The following is a 17,713-nucleotide window of genomic DNA, read 5'->3' as shown; positions in this document are numbered from 1 at the left end:
GGCGCGCACCCTGATGGAAATTGCCATATTACTGGCGCTGATCCTGATCAACGGCCTGTTCGCGATGTCCGAAATCGCCTTGATGACAGCCCGCAAGGCCCGCCTGCAGCGGCGCATCGAAGAAGGCGACCGCGGCGCGATCGAAGCGATCAAGCTGGGCGAGGATCCCACCCGATTTCTGTCTACCGTCCAGATCGGCATTACCTCCATTGGCGTGCTGAACGGCGTCGTTGGCGAATCCACCCTGGCGCAGCCGCTAGGCGTCTGGCTGCAGGGCTTTGGCATGCAGGCCTCGACCGCCGGCTGGGTGGCGACCACCATTGTGGTGGCCGGCCTGACCTATTTCTCCATTGTGCTGGGTGAGCTGGTACCCAAGCGCCTCGGCCAGATGGCCCCCGAAACCATCGCGCGCCTGGTCTCGCGCCCGATTTCCTTCCTGGCGCTGGCCTCCACCCCGTTCGTCAAGCTGCTATCCAGCTCAACCCGGCTGGTGCTGCGCATGCTTGGCGTGAAAAGCGGGCGCGGCCCGGCGGTGACCGAAGAAGAGATCCATGCCCTCCTGGTGGAAGGCTCGGAAGCCGGCGTCATCGAGCAGCACGAGCACACCATGGTGCGTAATGTGTTCCGCCTGGATGACCGACAGCTCACCTCGCTGATGGTGCCGCGCGGCGATGTGGTCTGCCTGGACGTGGAAGTCCCGCTGGAAGAAAACCTGCGCCGCATCGAGGAGTCCGATCACTCGCGCTTCCCGGTGGTGCGCGGCGGCATGCACGACATGCTGGGCGTGGTGAGCGCCCGCCAGTTGCTGGCGCGCCGCCTGCGCGGCGAGCCGACCGACCTCGCCACCGTGGCGCAGCCTCCCGTGTTCGTGCCGGAGAGCGTGACCGGCATGGAACTGCTGGAGAATTTCCGCATTTCCGGCGGCCAGATCGCCTTTGTCATCGACGAATACGGCGAGGTGCTAGGCCTGGTGACGCTGCAGGACCTGATCGAGGCCATCACCGGCGAATTCAAGCAGGATGGCGTGGGCGAGGAATGGGCCGTGCAGCGCGAGGACGGTTCCTGGCTGCTCGATGGCCTCATTCCCATCCCCGAACTGAAAGACCGCATTGGCCTGCGCCAGGTGCCGGAAGAGGACAAGGAGCGTTACCACACGCTGTCCGGCATGTTGCTTCTGTTGTTGGGCCGCCTTCCGCAGACCACCGACACCGTGCGCTGGGGCGACTGGAAGTTCGAGATCGTGGACATGGACGGCAAGCGCATCGACAAGGTACTGGCGTCGCGCGTGCTGCCCGACGACGGCGCCGACGCCGAGACCACCGGCTGACCCCAGACCCGCCTGCCGCCGAAACTTGACCTCCGTCAAGCTCCGGCGAATCCGCACTATCCCTGTGCCCGCCACGCTTCGGGCCGCGCCTGCTCTGCCGTATGATCGCCACTGTGCCGTGCCATCCGTGACGCCGGCTCGAGGGCCAGATCCCCGAGCCGGCGTGCCAATGGCGCGGCGGTTGCCGCGGCCAGAGCTCTGGCGGGCTGCGCTCATGCCACCGTGCGGCGAAATCGTGCTGCCCACAGGGACCCCCAATGCATCCAGACGCAGACGATGCCGTCCGCTCGCCGGAGGTGGACCCTCAAGAAAAATGCGACTTCGTGGCTGCCTTGATGGCGCGGCGGCAGATGCCGCTCGCCACACAGCGGCGCTTCGCGGTGCTGGTGATCCACCTTGATCGCTTTACCTACGCTAGCGAAACACTTGGTGCAGCGCTATCGACGCGGCTGCGCGCGCAGGCGGCGGCGCGCGTAGCCGCGCTGGCCCAGGCGGCCGAAGTGAACTGGCTAGGCCAGGCTGATATCGGTGCGGTCGTGCCGCTGCCTCCGCAGCCACTGTCGGCGGCCGATCCCATGGAAGCGGCGATGCGCCTGGCGCGCGCCGTGGCCACAGGCCTGGCGCGGCCGTTCGTGCAGAACGGGTTCGAGCTGTTCCTGTCCAGCAGCATTGGCGTGGCGCTGGACGAACCCGACAAGCCCGCGGAGCGCAGCCTCCATGAGGCCTATGACGCGATGCTGCACGTGCGCAAACGCGGCGGCGATGGCGTTGCCGGCGGCATTGCCACCCCTGCATCACTTTTTACGCCGCTCCTGGCCGCCCTGCCTTTCGCCTTGGCGCGCGGGCAGATCGCGCTGAACCTGCAGGCAAGGGCATCGCTGGCCACCGGTTGCGTGACTGGCTACACGGCCCGTCTGCGCTGGCAGAGTCCCGAGTTGGGGCGTGTCGCGCCGCAAGACTTCCTGCCCGCGCTGGAATCTCTTGGCATGATGGACGAGGTGGCACGCTGGCTGATGGAAAACGCCTTGCCCTTGCTGGACTGCCCGGGCGTCGCCGATCCGGTGGAGCTGTCGTTGCTGGTTTCCAGCGCCCAGTTGCACGGCACCCCGCTGATCGACACCTTGTTGCGCACCCTGGCGGCACGCAAGCTCGACCCGGCGAGGATCTGTCTCGAGATTCCCGGCGAGGCATTGCTGGCCGGCGACCACGTTGCCGCGGCCAAGCTCGCCACGTTGCGCGGCGCGGGCCTGCGGTTTGCCCTGAGCGACTTTGCCGACGCGCCCGGCGGCGCGTCAACGCTGGAGCGCCTGCAGCCCGATTTACTGACGTTCAACGCGCGCTGCATCGGCAGCAGCGAGCAGCCAGGGCAGGCCGGCGCCGCCGCCCGGCTGCAAGCCGCCTGCGAGCAGGCGCTGCGCCTTGGCCTGCCAGTCTGTGCCAAAGGCATCGAAACACGGCACCAACTGGCCGAAGTGCGACGTTGGGGCTGCTGCGCCATACAGGGATACTTGCTGGCGCAGCCCTTCCCGGCGCACTGGCTGGCGCAGACACATGCTGCGATCTGCGCACGCGCGCGTGAATTGCTGACCTAGGGCGCAGCGCGTGCCTGCGCCGCGTCACAGTCTTGGCACGATCGGTTACAAAATGGCACGCATCGTGCTTCAATAGAGTCCCGCGGCAACGGTAAAATTGCGGCGAATTCAATGACCGAAAGGAGTCTGGCGTGAAAAAAGGATGGATCTTCTGCGTTCTGTTTGCCACCCTGCTGGCTGGCTGCAACACCATGGCCGGCCTGGGCCAGGATATACAAAAGGGTGGCCAAAAGCTTGAAGGCGCAGCCGATCGCAGCAAGTAAGATGCGCTGACGGCACCGGAGCGCCAGGCATGGCGCTCCGCGGCATCACAACAACTGCTCAGGCGTGAACGGCGCGAGTACGTCGATCCACAAGCGCTTCTGCCAGCTTGTATCCGGCTCGGTATCGAACACCACGGCCTTATCCCCCTTGCCATCCACCCACTGCACCGCGCCCTGATCGGACAAGCGCAGCAGGTAGCTGTTGTCGTCGATCGCCCCGGCGAACAACTGCGCGACTTGCTGCGCGAGCTTGGCGCTATGGATGATCAGACCCGTCTCCGTGTTTTGGCTGGCCGAGCGTGGATCGAAGTTCATCGATCCCACGAACAGGTTGGTCCGGTCGGCGACGGCCGCCTTCACATGCAGGCTAGCCTGCGAAGACGTGTAATCCCCGATGATCTGCTGCGGCCGGCCGGGGCGCGACTTGAGCTCATGCAGCTCCACCCCCGCGCGCAGCAGGTCGGGCCGATAGCGCCGGTAGCCCACATGGACGATGGGCGCATCGGTGGCAGCCAGTGAGTTCGTCAAGACCCGCACCTTGACGCCCCGCTTGACCAGACCCGCCATCCACGCGACGCCGCGGTCGCCCGGGATGAAATAGGGCGAGATCAGGATGACCTCCTGGCTCGCCCCGCTCAGCATGTGCCCCAGTTCCTCGCTCATGGTCTCGCCGGCGGCCGGCGCCTGGTCCGGCGCGGCTTTGCTCGGCGCGTCGACCATCACGCTTGCCGAAGCCCATTCGAGAGCCAGCTTGCCGCCGGCGGTGAACTGGCGGCCCAGGAAGCTCTCCCGTGCATCGATCTTGCCGGGAGGCGTCATGCCCAGTGCTTCGATGCGCTTGCTATCCGTCTGCGTGTCGACGAGGGCCTGCTCGGGCCGCGCCGCGCTAGCGCCGGAGGCGGACGCCGCGTCCACCGCCTCCGCCGGGGTTGCCAGGACTTCTACCGGCACGGCCAGCGGGTTGTTCCAGTACCGGTCGAATGCGGCGGACAGCCGACGTACCGCGGGACCGGCAGCGATCACGTCCAGGTCGACGAAATTTGTGTCGGGAGCGCGCAGGAAATAGGCGTTGCCGATATTGCGCCCCCCTGTCATGGCCAGCGCGTTGTCGGCGATAAAGGCCTTGTTGTGCATGCGGCGGTTGAGCCGGCGGACATCGGTGGCGGACGAGAGCATGCGCGTCAGCTTGGAGAATCGCCCCGCAGGAAACGGGTTGAACATGCGTACTTCGATATTGCGATGGCCCGCGAAGCGCAGGAAGGCGCGATCCTTGCCGTCGCTATGCAGGTCGTCCACCAGCACGCGCACGCGCACGCCCCGCTCGGCCGCCGCCCGCACGTGCCGCAAGATCTCGCGGGATGATTCGTCGGCCTCGATGACGTAGTACTGGAGATCCAGGGTGCGCGTGGCATGGTCGGCCAGCGAAATCAGCGTGCCGTAGGCTTCTTCGCCAGAGGCGATCACGTGAAAGCCGGACAGCGCCTGATCGGGCGAGCTCTGCGCAACCAGCCGCCCGAGGGCGGTGGTCGCCGGATCTGCCAAGGCTGCGCTCTGCTCGCGCGGCGCTTCCTTGGGCAGGCTGGCGCAACCCTCGGCAAACAGGACGCACGCGCAAATCAACACGCGGCCAAGCCGCTGGGCCAGTATCGCCCCGCGGCGGCGGGAAGCTGCCATGCCACCCGGGGCCGGACCCGCCAGTTGCACAGCCATGCTGCCTCCAGCAGTCGGGATATGCCAAGCTTATAACCTGGCGCGGCGGCCCGCTATCCGCCTTTGTCCGACGCCTTGGGGGCTTCAGGCGGACTTGCGCAGCGCAGCAGCCTCCTGCGCCAGTGTGCGCACCCGCGCCCAGTCGCCCTTGGCCACCGCATCCTTGGGCACCACCCAGGATCCGCCAACGCAGACCACATTGGGCAGCGCGAGATAGGTCGGCGCGCGGGCAAGGTCGATGCCGCCCGTCGGGCAGAAGCGCAGTTGCGCGAACGGCCCGTAAAGCGACTTGAGCATCGGCACGCCGCCCGACGCTTCCGCCGGAAAGAACTTCAGGAACTTGAAACCGGCTTCCATCGCGGCCATCGCCTCGCTGGCGGTGGCTACGCCAGGCAATAGCGCCACGCCCGCACCCTGCGCGGCTACGGCCAGCGCCGGCGTGAGCCCGGGTGAGACCGCGAACTGCGCGCCGGCCTCGCTCACGGCCTTCAGGTCGGCCGCCGTCAACACCGTGCCCGCGCCTACGCAGGCTTGCGGGAAAGCTGCCGCCACCGCCTTGATGGCGTCCAGCGCCACCGGCGTGCGCAGCGTGATCTCCAGCACCGGCAGGCCGCCGCCGATCAAGGCTTCGGACACATGCAGGGCTTCGTCCACGGAGGAGAACTCGAGCACCGGGATCACCGGCACGTTAACGAGGCGTTCGATCAGCGAGGGAGATTGGGTTTGCATGGCAGTGGATCTTCGGTCAGGTCGGACGATTGAGCTTAGAGCTTAGAGCTAGGGCTTGATGGCTTGGGAATCAGGCGATCACGGAAACCGACTGCGCCATTCGCGCCAGCACGGTTTCGGTGGATGGGATCGGCGCTACCGCGCCATAGCCAGTGGTGGACAGCGCGGCCGCCACATTGGCGTAGCGCGCAGCGTCGAACGGATCGTCGCCGGCGGCAAGGCGCGCGACAAAGCTGCCTCCGAAGCAATCGCCGGCCCCGGTAGCATCCACCGGGCGCACCGTGTACGGCGGCACAAGCGTGCGCGCCTCGGGCGTGGCCACGTACGCGCCCTCCTCGCCCAGCTTCAGCGCGACCAGCCCGATGCCGCATCCCAGCAGGTAGTCGACGATGGCGTCGCGGTCATCGAGGCCCGTCAGCACGGTGATGTCGTCCCAGCTCGGCAGGCATACATCGGTCAGCGCGAAGGCCTCGCGCATGATGCCGCGCGCGCGCGCCAGGGTCCACAGCCGCAGGCGCAGGTTGGTGTCGAGCGTGACCTGGCAACCGGCCTTGCGCGCATGTTCCATTGCCGCCAGACCGGCATCGCAGGCACTGGTGCTGATGGCCAGGCTGATGCCTGACACATGCAGGTAGCGCGCTTCGGCAATGGCGTGGTGCGGCAGGTTCTCGTGGCTGTAGTGGCTGGCCGCCGAGCCGCTGCGCAGGTAGTCAAAACGGTGCCCGTGCGCGTCGTGGGTGACGAAGTACACGCCGGTGGGCGCGCCCGCGTCGATGCGCACGTGGCGGGTATCCACCCGCTCCTGCGTCCACAGCGCCAGCAGCCGCTCGCCGAAGGTGTCCTCGCCCACCGCGCTGATATAGCCGGCGCGGGCGCCCTGGCGCGCCGCGGCGATGCAGAAATTGGAAGTGTCGCCGCCAAAGCCCTGCAGGTAGCGGGCGGGATCGTCGGGCTGCTGGTTGAACTCAACCAGCGCTTCGCCGAAGGCGAGAATATCGATGCTCATGGTGCAAGCGTCCCCTGATGTAGCTGTCGTTGCTGTCGTTGCTGTTATCGCTGTCTTTGCTGCTGCGTGCGGCCGTTCAGAAGAACGTCTGCACAAGGTCGATCACGCGCAGGTCGCCGTCGAGCACCGGAATGTGGCGCCACTTGTCGAAGGTAAGACAGGGATGGGAAATATCAAAGGCCACCATGTCTCCGACCTGGACATCGTCGCCGGGGCGGATCGCCAGATAAGCGTGCTGGTCCATCATGCCCGTCACCTCCCAATGCGCAGGCACCGCCACCGGCGCGCTTGCACCGGGCCGGTAGACCTGCGCCGGGATCGGCATGCCCGCATCGAAGGCGGCGTCGCGCTTGCCCATGCCAATGATGGCGCGCTCCGGCTCGGGAATCGACTGCACATAGGCCCACAACTGCAAGGCCGGCAACAGGCCCTCGCGCATCTTCTGCGCGACCGGATTGCTGGCCAGAATGCGCTTTTGCGCGGCGCGGTAGATGCCCACGTCGTGCGTGAGGTAGCAGCCCGGGCGCAGCACGATGTCGATCGGCGCGCCGATGTCGGTGCGGGCGAACTCCTCCGCCACCACGTCGTACCAGGCCGAGCCCGCGCCGGACATCATCACCGGGCTGCGGCCAAAGCGGCCTGCCGCGAACAGCTCGCGCGTCACCGCCACGGTGCGCCGCAGGAAGTCGCGGATATCGGCCTCTTCCTGGAGCACACCCTCGTAGATTTCCACGCCGGCCAGCGACAGCACGCCGGGCCAGCGCGCCAGCGCCGCCAGCACCGCTTCTTGCTGCTGCGCACCGCGCACGCCGGTGCGCCCGCCTGGCACGCCCAGTTCCAGCAGCACCTGCAGCTTCTGGCCGCGTGCGCTGAAATACTTGCCCAGCTGGTCCACCAGCGCAGCCGAATCCACCAGCGTAAAGAACTCGAAATCCGGATCGCGCAGCAGGTCGGCCACGATTTCCATATTGCGCCGGCCCACCAGCTGGTTGGCCATCAAGACGCGCCGCACGCCGTGCGCGTACGCGGCGGCAGTCTGGTGCGCGGTGGCCAGCGTGATACCCCAGGCGCCAGCGGCCAGCTGGCGCGCGAACAGCTTAGGTGCCATGGTGGTTTTACCATGCGGCGCCAACTGCACACCATACTCACCCATGAAGCGGCGCATCCAATCCAGGTTATGCGCAAGGCGCTCTTCATACAGCACAGCGGCTGGCAGGCTGAGGTCTTCCGCCAGCAATTGCCAGCCCACCTGGCCGGCCGCATCGGGCGCCAGCGGGGCGTCGAGCTTGCCCAGCGCCTTGTTGAGCGGATCGATCGTGCCGGTTTGGTACTTTATTTCACGCATGCTGTCATCATCCTGCAAAATTCCGATTGACGTAATGATAGCCTTGAAATTACGATATTTCACCCTTGTTATAAAGTAACATTCAAAGCTGGCTCCGAGGCGACATCGCGCCCCCGGGACGGCTCGCCCCCACCATTGACCCGCCAACCATGTCCGCGCCCTTCGACATCCTGACCCGCATCGCCGAGCGTGGCCCCACGCTGCGCCTGGCCGAGCAGAAGGTCGCCCAAGTGATCCTGCAGGACCTGGCGGGCGCCGCCGCCACCAGCATCAACGAGCTGGCGCGGCAGGCCGGGGTGAGCGAAGCCAGCGTGACCCGTTTTGCCAAGGCCATCGGCTGCCGCGACGTGCGCGACCTCAAGCTGCGCCTGGCGCAAGCCACGGCCGTGGGCCAGCGCTTCCTGCAGGCGGAGGTCGCCCGCGCGGCGGAGCCGTCCCCTGCCACGCTGGCCGACAGCATTCATGCGGATATCCTGGACTCTCTTGAGGTCAATCGCAAGCTGATCGATCCCGACCATATGGAGCGTGCGGCGCGCCTGTTGCTGGAGGCGCGCATGGTCTACGCTTTTGGCATGGGTGGCGGCTCGTCCTTCATGGCCGACGAAGCGCGTTACCGGCTGGCCCGCCTGGGCCGTCCCGTGGCCAGCTACCAGGACGCGCTGCTGCAGAAGATGGTGGCAGCCACCTTGCACAAGGACGATGTCGTGCTTGCGTTCTCCGCCACGGGCAACGTGCCCGAGATGCTGGCCAGTTGCGATATCGCCCGCGAATACGGCGCGAAACTGGTGGCCGTGACCGCGCTGGGCTCGCCGCTGGCGGCGCGCGCGGACGTGCTGCTGCCGGTGCGCACGCTGGAAACGGATTTTATTTTCAAGCCCTCGGCCTCGCGCTACGCGATGCTGCTGGTCATGGACGTGCTGGCCACCCAGCTCGCCCTGCTGCAGCAAGACCAGAGCCAGGACAACCTGCGCCGGCTCAAGTACGTGCTCGACGCGCACCGCGGCACTGGCGCCACCGATAGCCGCCAGCCGCTCGGAGACTGACCATGCCTGAACTGTTCGATACCCTCATCCGCGGCGTAACCCTGCTCGACGGCTCCGGCGCCGAGGCGCGCGCAGCCGACGTGGCGCTGCGCGCCGGGCGCATCGCGCGCATCGCCATGCTGGAGGATGGCGCCGATGCCATCGATCCCGGCCTCGCCGCGCATGTGGTGCAAGGCGCGGGCCTGGTGCTGGCGCCGGGCTTTATCGACGTGCACACGCACGACGACACCAACGTGGTTCGCCAGCCCGAGATGACCCCCAAGCTATCGCAAGGCGTCACCACGGTGATCGTCGGCAACTGCGGCATCAGCGCGGCGCCCGTCACACTGCGCGGCGAGCCGCCCGACCCGATGAACCTGCTGGGCACCGCCGACGCCTTTTGCTACCCGGACTTCGCCGCCTATGCCGCGGCCGTGCAGGCTGCCCGGCCCGCCGTGAACGTGGCCGCGCTGGTCGGCCATACGGCGCTGCGCAGCAACCACATGGACCGGCTGGACCGCACCGCCACCCCGGCCGAGATCGCGGCGATGCGCGCACAGCTGCAAGAAGCGCTCGACCATGGCGCCATTGGCCTGTCCACCGGCCTGGCTTATGCCAACGCCTTTGCCGCCACCACGGACGAAGTGCTGGCGCTGGCCGAGCCGCTGGCGCACGCGGGCGCGCTCTATGCCACCCACCTGCGCAGCGAGTTCGCCGACATCCTGGAGGCGATGGATGAAGCCTTCCGCATCGGGCGCCATGCGCGCGTGCCGGTGGTGATCTCGCATATGAAGTGCGCTGGCCTGGATAACTGGGGGCGCAGCGGGGAAGTGCTGGATGCGCTGGAGCGCGCGCAACGCTGGCAGCCGGTGGGCTGCGATTGCTATCCCTACACCGCCAGCTCCTCCACGCTCGACCTGAAGCAGGTCACCAGCGATTTCGACATCATGGTGACCTGGTCCGAGCCGCACCCCGAGATGGGCGGGCGCCTGCTGGCCGATATCGCCGCCGAATGGGACCTTGGGCTCGAAGACGCCGCGCGCCGCCTGCAACCCGCCGGCGCGGTCTATCACTGCATGGAAGACGCGGACGTGGACCGCATCCTGAGCCATCCCGCCACGGTAGTGGGATCCGATGGCCTGCCCAACGATCCGCTGCCGCACCCGCGCCTGTGGGGCGCCTTTGCGCGCGTGCTGGGCCACTACGCCCGTGACCGCGAACTGTTCCCGCTGACGGTCGCGATCAACAAGATGACGGGCCTGTCGGCCGAGCGCTTCGGCCTGGCCGGGCGTGGCCTGGTGCGCGAAGGCTATTGGGCCGACCTGGTCCTGTTCGACGCCGCCACCATCCGCGACGCGGCCAGCTTCACCGATCCCATGCAGCCCGCCGAGGGCATCGCTTGCGTGTGGGTCAACGGCGAGCTGTCGTGGCAGCGGCGCAAGCCCACCGGCGCGCGGGCCGGCCGCTTCCTCGCGCGCACAAAGCCTGCCGGGGCCAGCGCGGCGCCGGCACAGTAACCACCCATTTCCCAATTTGCAATCTGCTTCAGGAGTCCCCATGGATATCAAACGATTTGGCGTCGAGGGTGGCGCCGGCACCGGCGGCCAGCACATGCCGTTTTCCCGTGCCGTGCAAGCCGACGGCTGGCTCTACGTGTCAGGCCAGGTGCCGATGGTGGCCGGCGAGGTGATCGACGGCGGCATCGTTGCGCAGACCCACCAGGCCATCAAGAACGTGCTGGCCATCCTGGCCGAAGCCGGCTATGGCACCGAGCACATCGTGCGCTGCGGCGTGTGGCTGGACGACGCGCGCGACTTCGCGTCGTTCAACAAGATCTTCAAGGAATACTTCGGCGCCAACCCGCCCGCGCGCGCCTGCGTGCAGTCGAGCATGGTGGTGGACTGCAAGGTCGAAGTGGATTGCATCGCCTACAAGAAGCCGGCTGCCTGATCCCGGGCCAGCCAGCCACGAAAACCTGAACCGGCCGCCTCCAGCGCGGCCCTTTTCATAGCGGACGCGAGGGAGCCCCGCCGGAGTCCCGGCGGACCTCGCTTAAAGGAGACAACATGGGCGCCGTAACCGGAACCACCCTTTTGCTTTACGCGTTGATCGCGGTGATCGCACTGGTCGTGCTGATCGCGAAATTCAAGCTCAATCCCTTTATCACCCTGGTAGTCGTCTCGGTACTGCTCGGCTTTGCCGTGGGCATGCCGATGGGCGACATCGTCAAATCGTTCGAGGCCGGCGTAGGCGGCACGCTCGGCCACATCGCGCTGGTGGTAGGCCTGGGCACCATGCTCGGCAAGATGATGGCGGAGTCCGGCGGCGCCGAGCGCATCGCGCGCACGCTGATCGACGCCTTCGGCGAGAAGAACGTGCACTGGGCCATGGTGACCATCGCCTTTATCGTCGGCTTGCCCGTGTTCTTCGAAGTGGGCTTCGTGCTGCTGGTGCCGATCGCCTTCAACGTGGCCAAGCGTACCGGCACCTCCATGGTGCTGGTGGGCATCCCGATGGTGGCCGGCCTTTCGGTGGTGCACGGCCTGATCCCCCCGCACCCCGCCGCGCTGCTGGCGGTGACCGCCTACAAGGCGGATATCGGCAAGACCATCCTGTACGCGCTGATCGTGGGCATTCCCACGGCGGCTATCGCTGGCCCGTTGTTCGCCAAGCTGATGACGCGCTACGTGACGCTGCCGGATGTGAATCCGCTGGCCGCGCAGTTCACCGAGGAGGACGAAGGCGTCAAGGCCTCGCACGAGCTGCCGGGTTTCGGCATCACGCTGTTTACCATCCTGCTGCCCGTGATCCTGATGCTGATCGGCAGCTGGGCCGACCTCATCACCACGCCCAAGACCTTTGCCAACGACTTCCTCAAGCTGATCGGCAACTCGGTGATCGCGCTGCTGATCGCCGCGCTGGTGAGCTTCTACACCTTCGGCAAGCGCCGCGGCTTCACCCGGGAAAACATCCTCAAGTTCACCAACGAGTGCGTGGCGCCCACCGCCATCATCACGCTGGTGGTCGGCGCGGGCGGCGGCTTTGGCCGCGTGCTGCGCGATTCGGGCATCTCCAACGCCATCGTCGACGTGGCCACCGGCGCGCATGTGTCGGTGCTGCTGCTGGGCTGGCTGGTCGCCGTGCTGATCCGGATCGCCACCGGCTCCGCCACCGTGGCCATGACCACGGCTGCCGGCATCGTCGCGCCGATCGCCGCCAGCGTGCCTGGCACCCGGCCCGAGCTGCTGGTGCTGACCACCGGCGCCGGCTCGCTGATCCTGTCGCACGTGAACGACGGCGGCTTCTGGCTGGTCAAGGAGTACTTCAACATGACCGTCGCGCAGACCTTCAAGACCTGGTCGGTGTGCGAAACGCTCATTTCGGTGATCGCGCTGCTTCTGACCCTGGCGCTTGCCACGGTAGTCTGAGCGGCCGAACAGGATCAGGCCGGGTGCCCGCAAGGCGCCCGCTGAAAGGGAGGAGACACATGCGGTGTCCCTCCTTTTTTATGCCCCCCGCAATGTGCTATTGTGTGCACCGCAGCAAATCATCGGCACCCCGCGTTTTTTCCTGCCGCTGCCAGATACCGGGCATCACCCGTCGCGCCGACAACGTGTCACAAATCTTTCATACTGGGAAGCAGGCCCGGGTTTCCCCCTAGCGCTAGAATCGAGCCCCAACCGGAGGAAAAGAACCATGCCCAAAAAACTCAGGAAAACCGAGGACGCCGTCCCGGCCACCACGACCGCGCCGGGCCTGATCGCCCTGCTCGACCACATCGCCAATGCCACGGCGCAAGGCCAGCTCGATCCCGAGTTCGCCCGCAAGCTGGGCAAGCGCGTGCGCAAGGAAGCCGACGCGCTGATCGAAGACCAGGCGTACTCGAACGCGCACGGCACGCAGATCAGGGCCGCTCTTGCCACGCTGGAAGAAGCCGTATCGGATAGCGAAGGCGGGCTGCTGGGCAAGGCCGTCAAGCGCCTGCGCGATGCCGACAAGCGCGCCGCGGAATCCACCACCACCAAGTAGAACTGCCTCAGAAGCGCATCGTCGCCGAAAGCAGCAGCGTGCGCGGCTCGGCTTGCGCCAGCCCGCCGTAGGCATCAACCGCCGCCCAGTCATGCTTGTCAAAGACATTGCGGACATTGAGGCGGAAGGTGGTCTGCCTGCGCGCCACGGTAGTCTGGTAGCGCGCACCGATGTCGACGCGGGTCCAGTGCGGGATACTCTGCGTATTGGCCTGGTCGACATATTGCCGTCCCGTGTAGGCCAGCCCGCCGGCCAGAGTGAGACCGGGCGCGAAACCGGCATCCCATTCGGCGCCCAGGTTGGCTTGCAGCGTCGGCACGCCGACAGCGGCCTTGCCGGCCAACTCGGGGCGACTGCTGCGGACAATCCTGGCATCGAGCACAGTAGCGCTGGCCAGCAGCCGCACTCCGGCCACCACCTCACCAACTAGCCCAAACTCCAGCCCGCGATTGCGCTGCTCGCCGTCCGCGGCGAACAGCGTCCCGGACATCTGGCCGCTTGCCTTGGATATCTGGAATGCGCTGACGGTCGCTATCATCCCGCCCTGCTCGACCTTCACGCCGAACTCAAGCTGCCTTGACTTGTAAGGTGCGAATACCTCGCCAGCATTGCTGGCGCTGCCGGGGGCAGTGTCGCCCTTGCTCAACCCTTCCGCGCGGTTGGCATACAGCGTGACGTGTTGCCAAGGCTTCACCACCAGGCCGAGCATCGGCGTCCAGGCGCCCTGGTCGTAGTGCGAAGCGATGGCGCCGCCGGCGCTGAAATTGTCCGACGTGACCTGCTGATGGCGCAGCCCCAGCGTCAGTTGCACGCGCTTGTCCAGCATCGATAGCGTATCGGCCAGGGCCGCGCCGGACAGCCGCGTCTGGGAAACCTTCGGCACGCTGGTGGGCGCTGCGATGTACTGCACCGGCAGCGACACGGGCTGGTAGAGGTTGGTCAGCGAGGTGGTCGTGGCGTTGTGGAAGCTGCGCTCCAGCTGGTCCCGATAGTCGCTCACGAGCATGCTCAGGTGATGGCTCACCGCCCCGGTGTCGAAGCGGGCCCGCAGGCCCGTGTCCACGGTGGTGCGGGCTACGTTGAACTTGTAGTTCGAGTCCAGCACGGCAATATCGCCGGCCTCGTTGATGATGGTGGGCGTGATGGCAAAGAGCCTGGCCACCCGGGTACGGCCGCCGCCGCCGGCGATGAACCAGGTGAGCTTGCCGCCGATGTCGTATTCCGCCCGCACCAGCAGGGACTGGTCGCGGATACTGGAGTGTTCCCAGGGTTGCGAGACATTGCGCCGCCCGTTGGGCGCATCGGGTACGTTGATGCCGGAAACGATATGCAAGAGGCGCGATGGCGCGGTGATCTTCTCCTGCTGGTCGATGAAATCCAGCGTCGCGCGCAGGCGTTCGCCCTGGTAGTCCAGTGCCAGCGCGCCAGCACCGGCGCGGCGCGACTGGTTGTCCAGGTTGGTGTCGCCCGCCCGATAGTTGCCATTGAAGCGAATGCCGAACTGCCGCTGCGCGCCAAACCGCCGGCTTACGTCAAGGTTACCGCCCAGCTGCGATGACGCGGCATAGTCGGCCGTGACCTGGGTCAGGTCGGGACCGTTCGCCCGCTTGGGCACGATATTGATGCCACCGCCGACACTGCCGCTGGGCGCCATGCCGATCAGCATGGCGGTCGGGCCCTTGATCAGCTCGACGCGTTCGATGTAGCCGGTCGATACCCGGTAGTTGGAGGCCACGCCGTACATGCCGTCGAAGGCGATCTCGCCGAAGTTGCCATTGCCTACGGGAAAGCCGCGGATCGTGAAGGCGTCCAGGATGCCACCAGGCTGGCTGACATAGCGCACGGACGAATCAACGGCCACCATATCGCCCACCGTGCGCGCCTGCTGGTCCTCGATCGCCTTGGCGGTGTAGCTGGTGATGCTGAACGGCGCGTCCATGATGTCGATGTTGCCCAGCAGCCCGAGCCTGGCGCCGCGCGCGACCTGCTCGCCGGCAAGCGCCGGGGGCAGATCGCTCGCGGCTGCGGCCGCCCCGAAGATCGTGACCGTGGGCAGCAACGGCGCAGCCTGGGTGCCGGAGACCGCCTGCGCCTTGCGCAACGAGAATCCGCCTCCCGGCACTTCCAGCGCTTCGAGCCCGCTGCCCGCCAACAGCGCCCTCAGCCCGTCCGGCACGGTATAGATGCCATTCAATCCCGGGCTTTGGGCGCTGCCCAGCAGCGCGGCATCATAGGAAAGATCGATGCCGCCGATGCTGGCAAAACGATTGAGGACCGCGTAAAGCGGGCCGGGCGCGATGGCGAACATCCGCGCCTGACCCGTGCTCGCCGTCGGGCTTACCACCTGGCTTACCGCCGGGCTCGCCTGTGCGAACACCGCATCCGGCGCCACGCCCAAGCCCAGGACAAGACCAGCGAAGGCGCTGCAAAGCGCGAGGCGTCGTGCGGCCAATGCTTAGAAATCCACGCTCATGGAAGCCATGAAGGTCCGCGGCGCGCCGAGCGAGATCGTGCCGTAGGATGCCACCCCGGACCAGTACTTCCGGTTGAATGCATTGAACAAACCCGCCCGGAACGTCGTGGACTTGCCGTACATCGACGTCTTGTAGCGCGCGCCGAGGTCGACGGTTGTCCACGACGGCACCTGCTGCGTGTTCGCCTGATTGACGTACTCGCTGCCCGTGTAGTTGACCGCGCCGGTCAGCGTCAGGCCCGGAACCCACGGCAAGTCCCACTCGCCGCCGAGGTTGGCCATGACGGTAGGCACGCCCACGGGGCGGTTGCCAAGGGTGGCTGCGCTGTTGGTCCTGGTCAGCTCGCCGTCAAGCAGGGTCAGCCCGCCGAGCAGGCGCACGCCCTTGTAGGCCTGTCCCGACACGGTCAGCTCCAGCCCCTGGTTGCGTTGCTCGCTGTCGATGGCATAGACCGTCCCGTACAACTGGCCGCTGGGCTTGGTCATGCGGAACGCGGCCAGCGTCGCCATCACCTTGCCCGAGTCGAGCTTGATGCCCACCTCCTGCTGCTTGGTCTTGTACGGCGCAAAGACCTGCCCCGCATTCGACGCGGTCGCCGGCGCGATGTCTCCCTTGCTCAGCCCCTCCACGTAGTTGGCATAGAGCGAGACGTTGTGCCAGGGCTTGAAGACGATGCCGGCCAGCGGCGTGACGGCGCTTTCGTCGTACGAAGCTGTCTTCGCGCCGGTGGCAGCATAGTTGCTCGACTTGACCTGCTGGTAGCGCAGGCCAAGGGTGAACTGCAGGCGGTCGTCCAGCACGCTCAAGGTATCGGCCAGCGACAGGCCCGACAGCGTGGAGTCGGACACCTTCGGCACGCTTTGCGGCGCGGCAATGTTCTGCGCCGGGCGGTCGGCCGGGGCGTAAATATTGGATGTGACAGGCGTGCCGGACACGTTGGCGCTGGCGAAACGGTCCATATACAGGTTGGCCTGCAGCGCCAGCGCGTGCTTGACCGGCCCGGTCTCGAACTTGCTCCTGACACCGGTATCGAAGCTCGAGCGGTTGACCTGGAACTTCCAGTTCTGCACGGCCGACGAAGTCGCGCCGGCCGAATTCAGGATGGTTGGCGTCTGGTCGGACAAGCGCGCCACGTCCGAGCGGGTACCGCCGGCATCGGCAAACACCGTCACGTTGTCGGTGAGGTCGTATTCCGCGTGCAGCAGCGTCGACACATCGTTGGACTTCCACCAGCCCCAGGGCTGGCTGACATTGCGCCTGCCGTCCGGCGCCGACGGCACCTGCACGCCGGCTGTGATCAGGAAGGGACGCGTGGGCGCATCGACCCACTGGTATTGCTCGATCAGGTCGAGCGAGGCCCGCAGGCGCTCGCCGCGGTAGTCGAGCGACAGTGCCGCCACCTCGGCGCGCGACTTCTGGTTGTCGAGCGCCGTCGGCCCCTGCCGGTGCAGGCCGTTGAAGCGAATACCCCACTCGCGGTCCTCGCCGAAACGGCGGCTCAGGTCCACCGCGCCGCCCACCTGCGCGTCGGACGCATAGTCGAGCGTGAAACGCGTCAGGTCCGTCGCCAGCGCGCGCTTGGGCACGACATTGACCACGCCGCCGACACCGCTGTTCGGCGACATGCCGTACAGCAAGGCGGCCGGCCCCTTCAGCACTTCGACCCGCTCCAGGTACTCGGTAAACAGATGGTAATTCGGCGACACGCCGTACACGCCGTCGAACGCGATCTCGGACAGGTTGCCCTCATTGATCGGGAAGCCACGGATATAGAAAGAGTCGGTCACGCCGCCAACCTGGCCCGTGAAGCGCGTGGACGGATCGCTGTTCAGTACTTCGGCCAGCGTGATGGCCTGTTGGTCCGCCAGGCGCTGCGCGGTGTAGTTGGTGACGGCGAACGGCGTGTCCATGACGCTCTTGTTGCCCAGCAGCCCCAGGCGGCCACCGCGCGCCACCTGGCCGCCCGTGTAGGACTGTGGCAGCTCGCCCGGCGTCTCGGCGCCGGCGGTGACGGTTACCGCCGGCAGGGTCGGCGCGGCATCCGCGGGAGCGGCGAGGGCCACCTGCGATTGTGCGCTCACGGCAAGCGGCGCCACGGTTGCGCCCATGGCAAGGCAGACCATAGCGTGGTGCACGGCGAGCGCAAACGGCTTGGGTCGGGGTGGGCGCGCGGCGGCAATAACAGTGGCATAACGAGTTGCAGACATGATTCCTTT

General features: G+C 66.7%; 14 protein-coding genes. 8 read left to right on the top strand and 6 right to left on the bottom strand.

Features of this window, described 5'->3' with window-relative positions:
- The first annotated feature begins 13 nt into the window (after window positions 1-13).
- From AC1DQR_RS01715 to AC1DQR_RS01705, 3 genes are all read left to right on the top strand, one after another.
- On the top strand, window positions 14-1,327 hold the full coding sequence (locus tag AC1DQR_RS01715; RefSeq protein WP_174427124.1) for a hemolysin family protein: 1,314 nt from the start codon (window positions 14-16) through the stop codon (window positions 1,325-1,327).
- Between the two features lie 257 nt (window positions 1,328-1,584).
- The gene (locus AC1DQR_RS01710) at window positions 1,585-2,919 is read left to right on the top strand and encodes an EAL domain-containing protein (protein ID WP_477132396.1); all 1,335 of its coding nucleotides are present in this window, start codon (window positions 1,585-1,587) and stop codon (window positions 2,917-2,919) included.
- Window positions 2,920-3,050: 131 nt separating this feature from the next.
- Complete coding sequence (locus tag AC1DQR_RS01705; protein ID WP_006163387.1) at window positions 3,051-3,182, top strand: entericidin A/B family lipoprotein; 132 nt, start codon at window positions 3,051-3,053, stop codon at window positions 3,180-3,182.
- Window positions 3,183-3,227: 45 nt separating this feature from the next.
- On the opposite strand, the gene AC1DQR_RS01700 is transcribed toward AC1DQR_RS01705, so the two are convergent.
- From AC1DQR_RS01700 to AC1DQR_RS01685, 4 genes are all read right to left on the bottom strand, one after another.
- Window positions 3,228-4,892 (bottom strand): phospholipase D family protein, encoded by a 1,665-nt coding sequence (locus AC1DQR_RS01700; RefSeq protein ID WP_416052501.1) that lies wholly within the window; start codon window positions 4,890-4,892, stop codon window positions 3,228-3,230.
- Between the two features lie 84 nt (window positions 4,893-4,976).
- Window positions 4,977-5,621, bottom strand: coding sequence for a bifunctional 4-hydroxy-2-oxoglutarate aldolase/2-dehydro-3-deoxy-phosphogluconate aldolase (gene eda, locus AC1DQR_RS01695; protein WP_174423579.1), 645 nt, complete (start codon window positions 5,619-5,621; stop codon window positions 4,977-4,979).
- Between the two features lie 70 nt (window positions 5,622-5,691).
- Window positions 5,692-6,627, bottom strand: a complete 936-nt coding sequence (locus AC1DQR_RS01690; protein WP_416052500.1) for a sugar kinase — start codon at window positions 6,625-6,627, stop codon at window positions 5,692-5,694.
- A gap of 76 nt (window positions 6,628-6,703) precedes the next feature.
- The gene (locus AC1DQR_RS01685) at window positions 6,704-7,972 is read right to left on the bottom strand and encodes an amino acid deaminase (RefSeq protein ID WP_416052499.1); all 1,269 of its coding nucleotides are present in this window, start codon (window positions 7,970-7,972) and stop codon (window positions 6,704-6,706) included.
- A 149-nt stretch (window positions 7,973-8,121) separates the two neighbouring features.
- On the opposite strand from AC1DQR_RS01685, the gene AC1DQR_RS01680 reads away from it, so the two are divergent.
- The 5 genes from AC1DQR_RS01680 to AC1DQR_RS01660 all read left to right on the top strand — a co-directional run bounded on the left by AC1DQR_RS01680 (window position 8,122) and on the right by AC1DQR_RS01660 (window position 13,023).
- Window positions 8,122-9,015, top strand: coding sequence for a MurR/RpiR family transcriptional regulator (locus tag AC1DQR_RS01680; RefSeq protein ID WP_150985497.1), 894 nt, complete (start codon window positions 8,122-8,124; stop codon window positions 9,013-9,015).
- A 2-nt stretch (window positions 9,016-9,017) separates the two neighbouring features.
- Entirely contained in the window at window positions 9,018-10,511 is a 1,494-nt protein-coding gene (locus tag AC1DQR_RS01675; RefSeq protein ID WP_477132395.1) for an N-acyl-D-amino-acid deacylase family protein, read from the top strand.
- A 40-nt stretch (window positions 10,512-10,551) separates the two neighbouring features.
- Entirely contained in the window at window positions 10,552-10,944 is a 393-nt protein-coding gene (locus AC1DQR_RS01670) for a RidA family protein (protein WP_006163400.1), read from the top strand.
- A gap of 116 nt (window positions 10,945-11,060) precedes the next feature.
- A complete protein-coding gene (locus AC1DQR_RS01665; RefSeq protein WP_477132394.1) occupies window positions 11,061-12,422 on the top strand; it encodes a GntP family permease in 1,362 nt (453 codons plus the stop codon).
- 268 nt (window positions 12,423-12,690) lie between these two features.
- Window positions 12,691-13,023, top strand: coding sequence for a hypothetical protein (locus AC1DQR_RS01660; protein WP_416052496.1), 333 nt, complete (start codon window positions 12,691-12,693; stop codon window positions 13,021-13,023).
- Window positions 13,024-13,030: 7 nt separating this feature from the next.
- Here AC1DQR_RS01660 and AC1DQR_RS01655 read toward each other — a convergent pair whose 3' ends face one another.
- Entirely contained in the window at window positions 13,031-15,475 is a 2,445-nt protein-coding gene (locus tag AC1DQR_RS01655) for a TonB-dependent siderophore receptor (protein ID WP_416052495.1), read from the bottom strand.
- Window positions 15,476-15,478: 3 nt separating this feature from the next.
- Complete coding sequence (locus tag AC1DQR_RS01650; protein WP_477132393.1) at window positions 15,479-17,704, bottom strand: TonB-dependent receptor; 2,226 nt, start codon at window positions 17,702-17,704, stop codon at window positions 15,479-15,481.
- Between the last annotated feature and the right edge of the window lie 9 nt (window positions 17,705-17,713).

The organism is Cupriavidus sp. 05L411, from assembly GCF_056398045.1.
Note: the sequence above shows the minus strand (reverse complement) of the source record. Positions and strands in the feature narration are given on the sequence as shown.

What these genes read in the sequence shown, in the direction of transcription:
- AC1DQR_RS01715 (WP_174427124.1), top strand. Translation starts at nt 14, where the DNA reads ATGGAAATTGCCATATTACTGGCGCTGATCCTGATCAACGGCCTGTTC.
- AC1DQR_RS01710 (WP_477132396.1), top strand. Translation starts at nt 1,585, where the DNA reads ATGCATCCAGACGCAGACGATGCCGTCCGCTCGCCGGAGGTGGACCCT.
- AC1DQR_RS01700 (WP_416052501.1), bottom strand. Translation starts at nt 4,892, where the DNA reads ATGGCTGTGCAACTGGCGGGTCCGGCCCCGGGTGGCATGGCAGCTTCC.
- eda (WP_174423579.1), bottom strand. Translation starts at nt 5,621, where the DNA reads ATGCAAACCCAATCTCCCTCGCTGATCGAACGCCTCGTTAACGTGCCG.
- AC1DQR_RS01690 (WP_416052500.1), bottom strand. Translation starts at nt 6,627, where the DNA reads ATGAGCATCGATATTCTCGCCTTCGGCGAAGCGCTGGTTGAGTTCAAC.
- AC1DQR_RS01685 (WP_416052499.1), bottom strand. Translation starts at nt 7,972, where the DNA reads ATGCGTGAAATAAAGTACCAAACCGGCACGATCGATCCGCTCAACAAG.
- AC1DQR_RS01680 (WP_150985497.1), top strand. Translation starts at nt 8,122, where the DNA reads ATGTCCGCGCCCTTCGACATCCTGACCCGCATCGCCGAGCGTGGCCCC.
- AC1DQR_RS01675 (WP_477132395.1), top strand. Translation starts at nt 9,018, where the DNA reads ATGCCTGAACTGTTCGATACCCTCATCCGCGGCGTAACCCTGCTCGAC.
- AC1DQR_RS01670 (WP_006163400.1), top strand. Translation starts at nt 10,552, where the DNA reads ATGGATATCAAACGATTTGGCGTCGAGGGTGGCGCCGGCACCGGCGGC.
- AC1DQR_RS01665 (WP_477132394.1), top strand. Translation starts at nt 11,061, where the DNA reads ATGGGCGCCGTAACCGGAACCACCCTTTTGCTTTACGCGTTGATCGCG.
- AC1DQR_RS01660 (WP_416052496.1), top strand. Translation starts at nt 12,691, where the DNA reads ATGCCCAAAAAACTCAGGAAAACCGAGGACGCCGTCCCGGCCACCACG.
- AC1DQR_RS01650 (WP_477132393.1), bottom strand. Translation starts at nt 17,704, where the DNA reads ATGTCTGCAACTCGTTATGCCACTGTTATTGCCGCCGCGCGCCCACCC.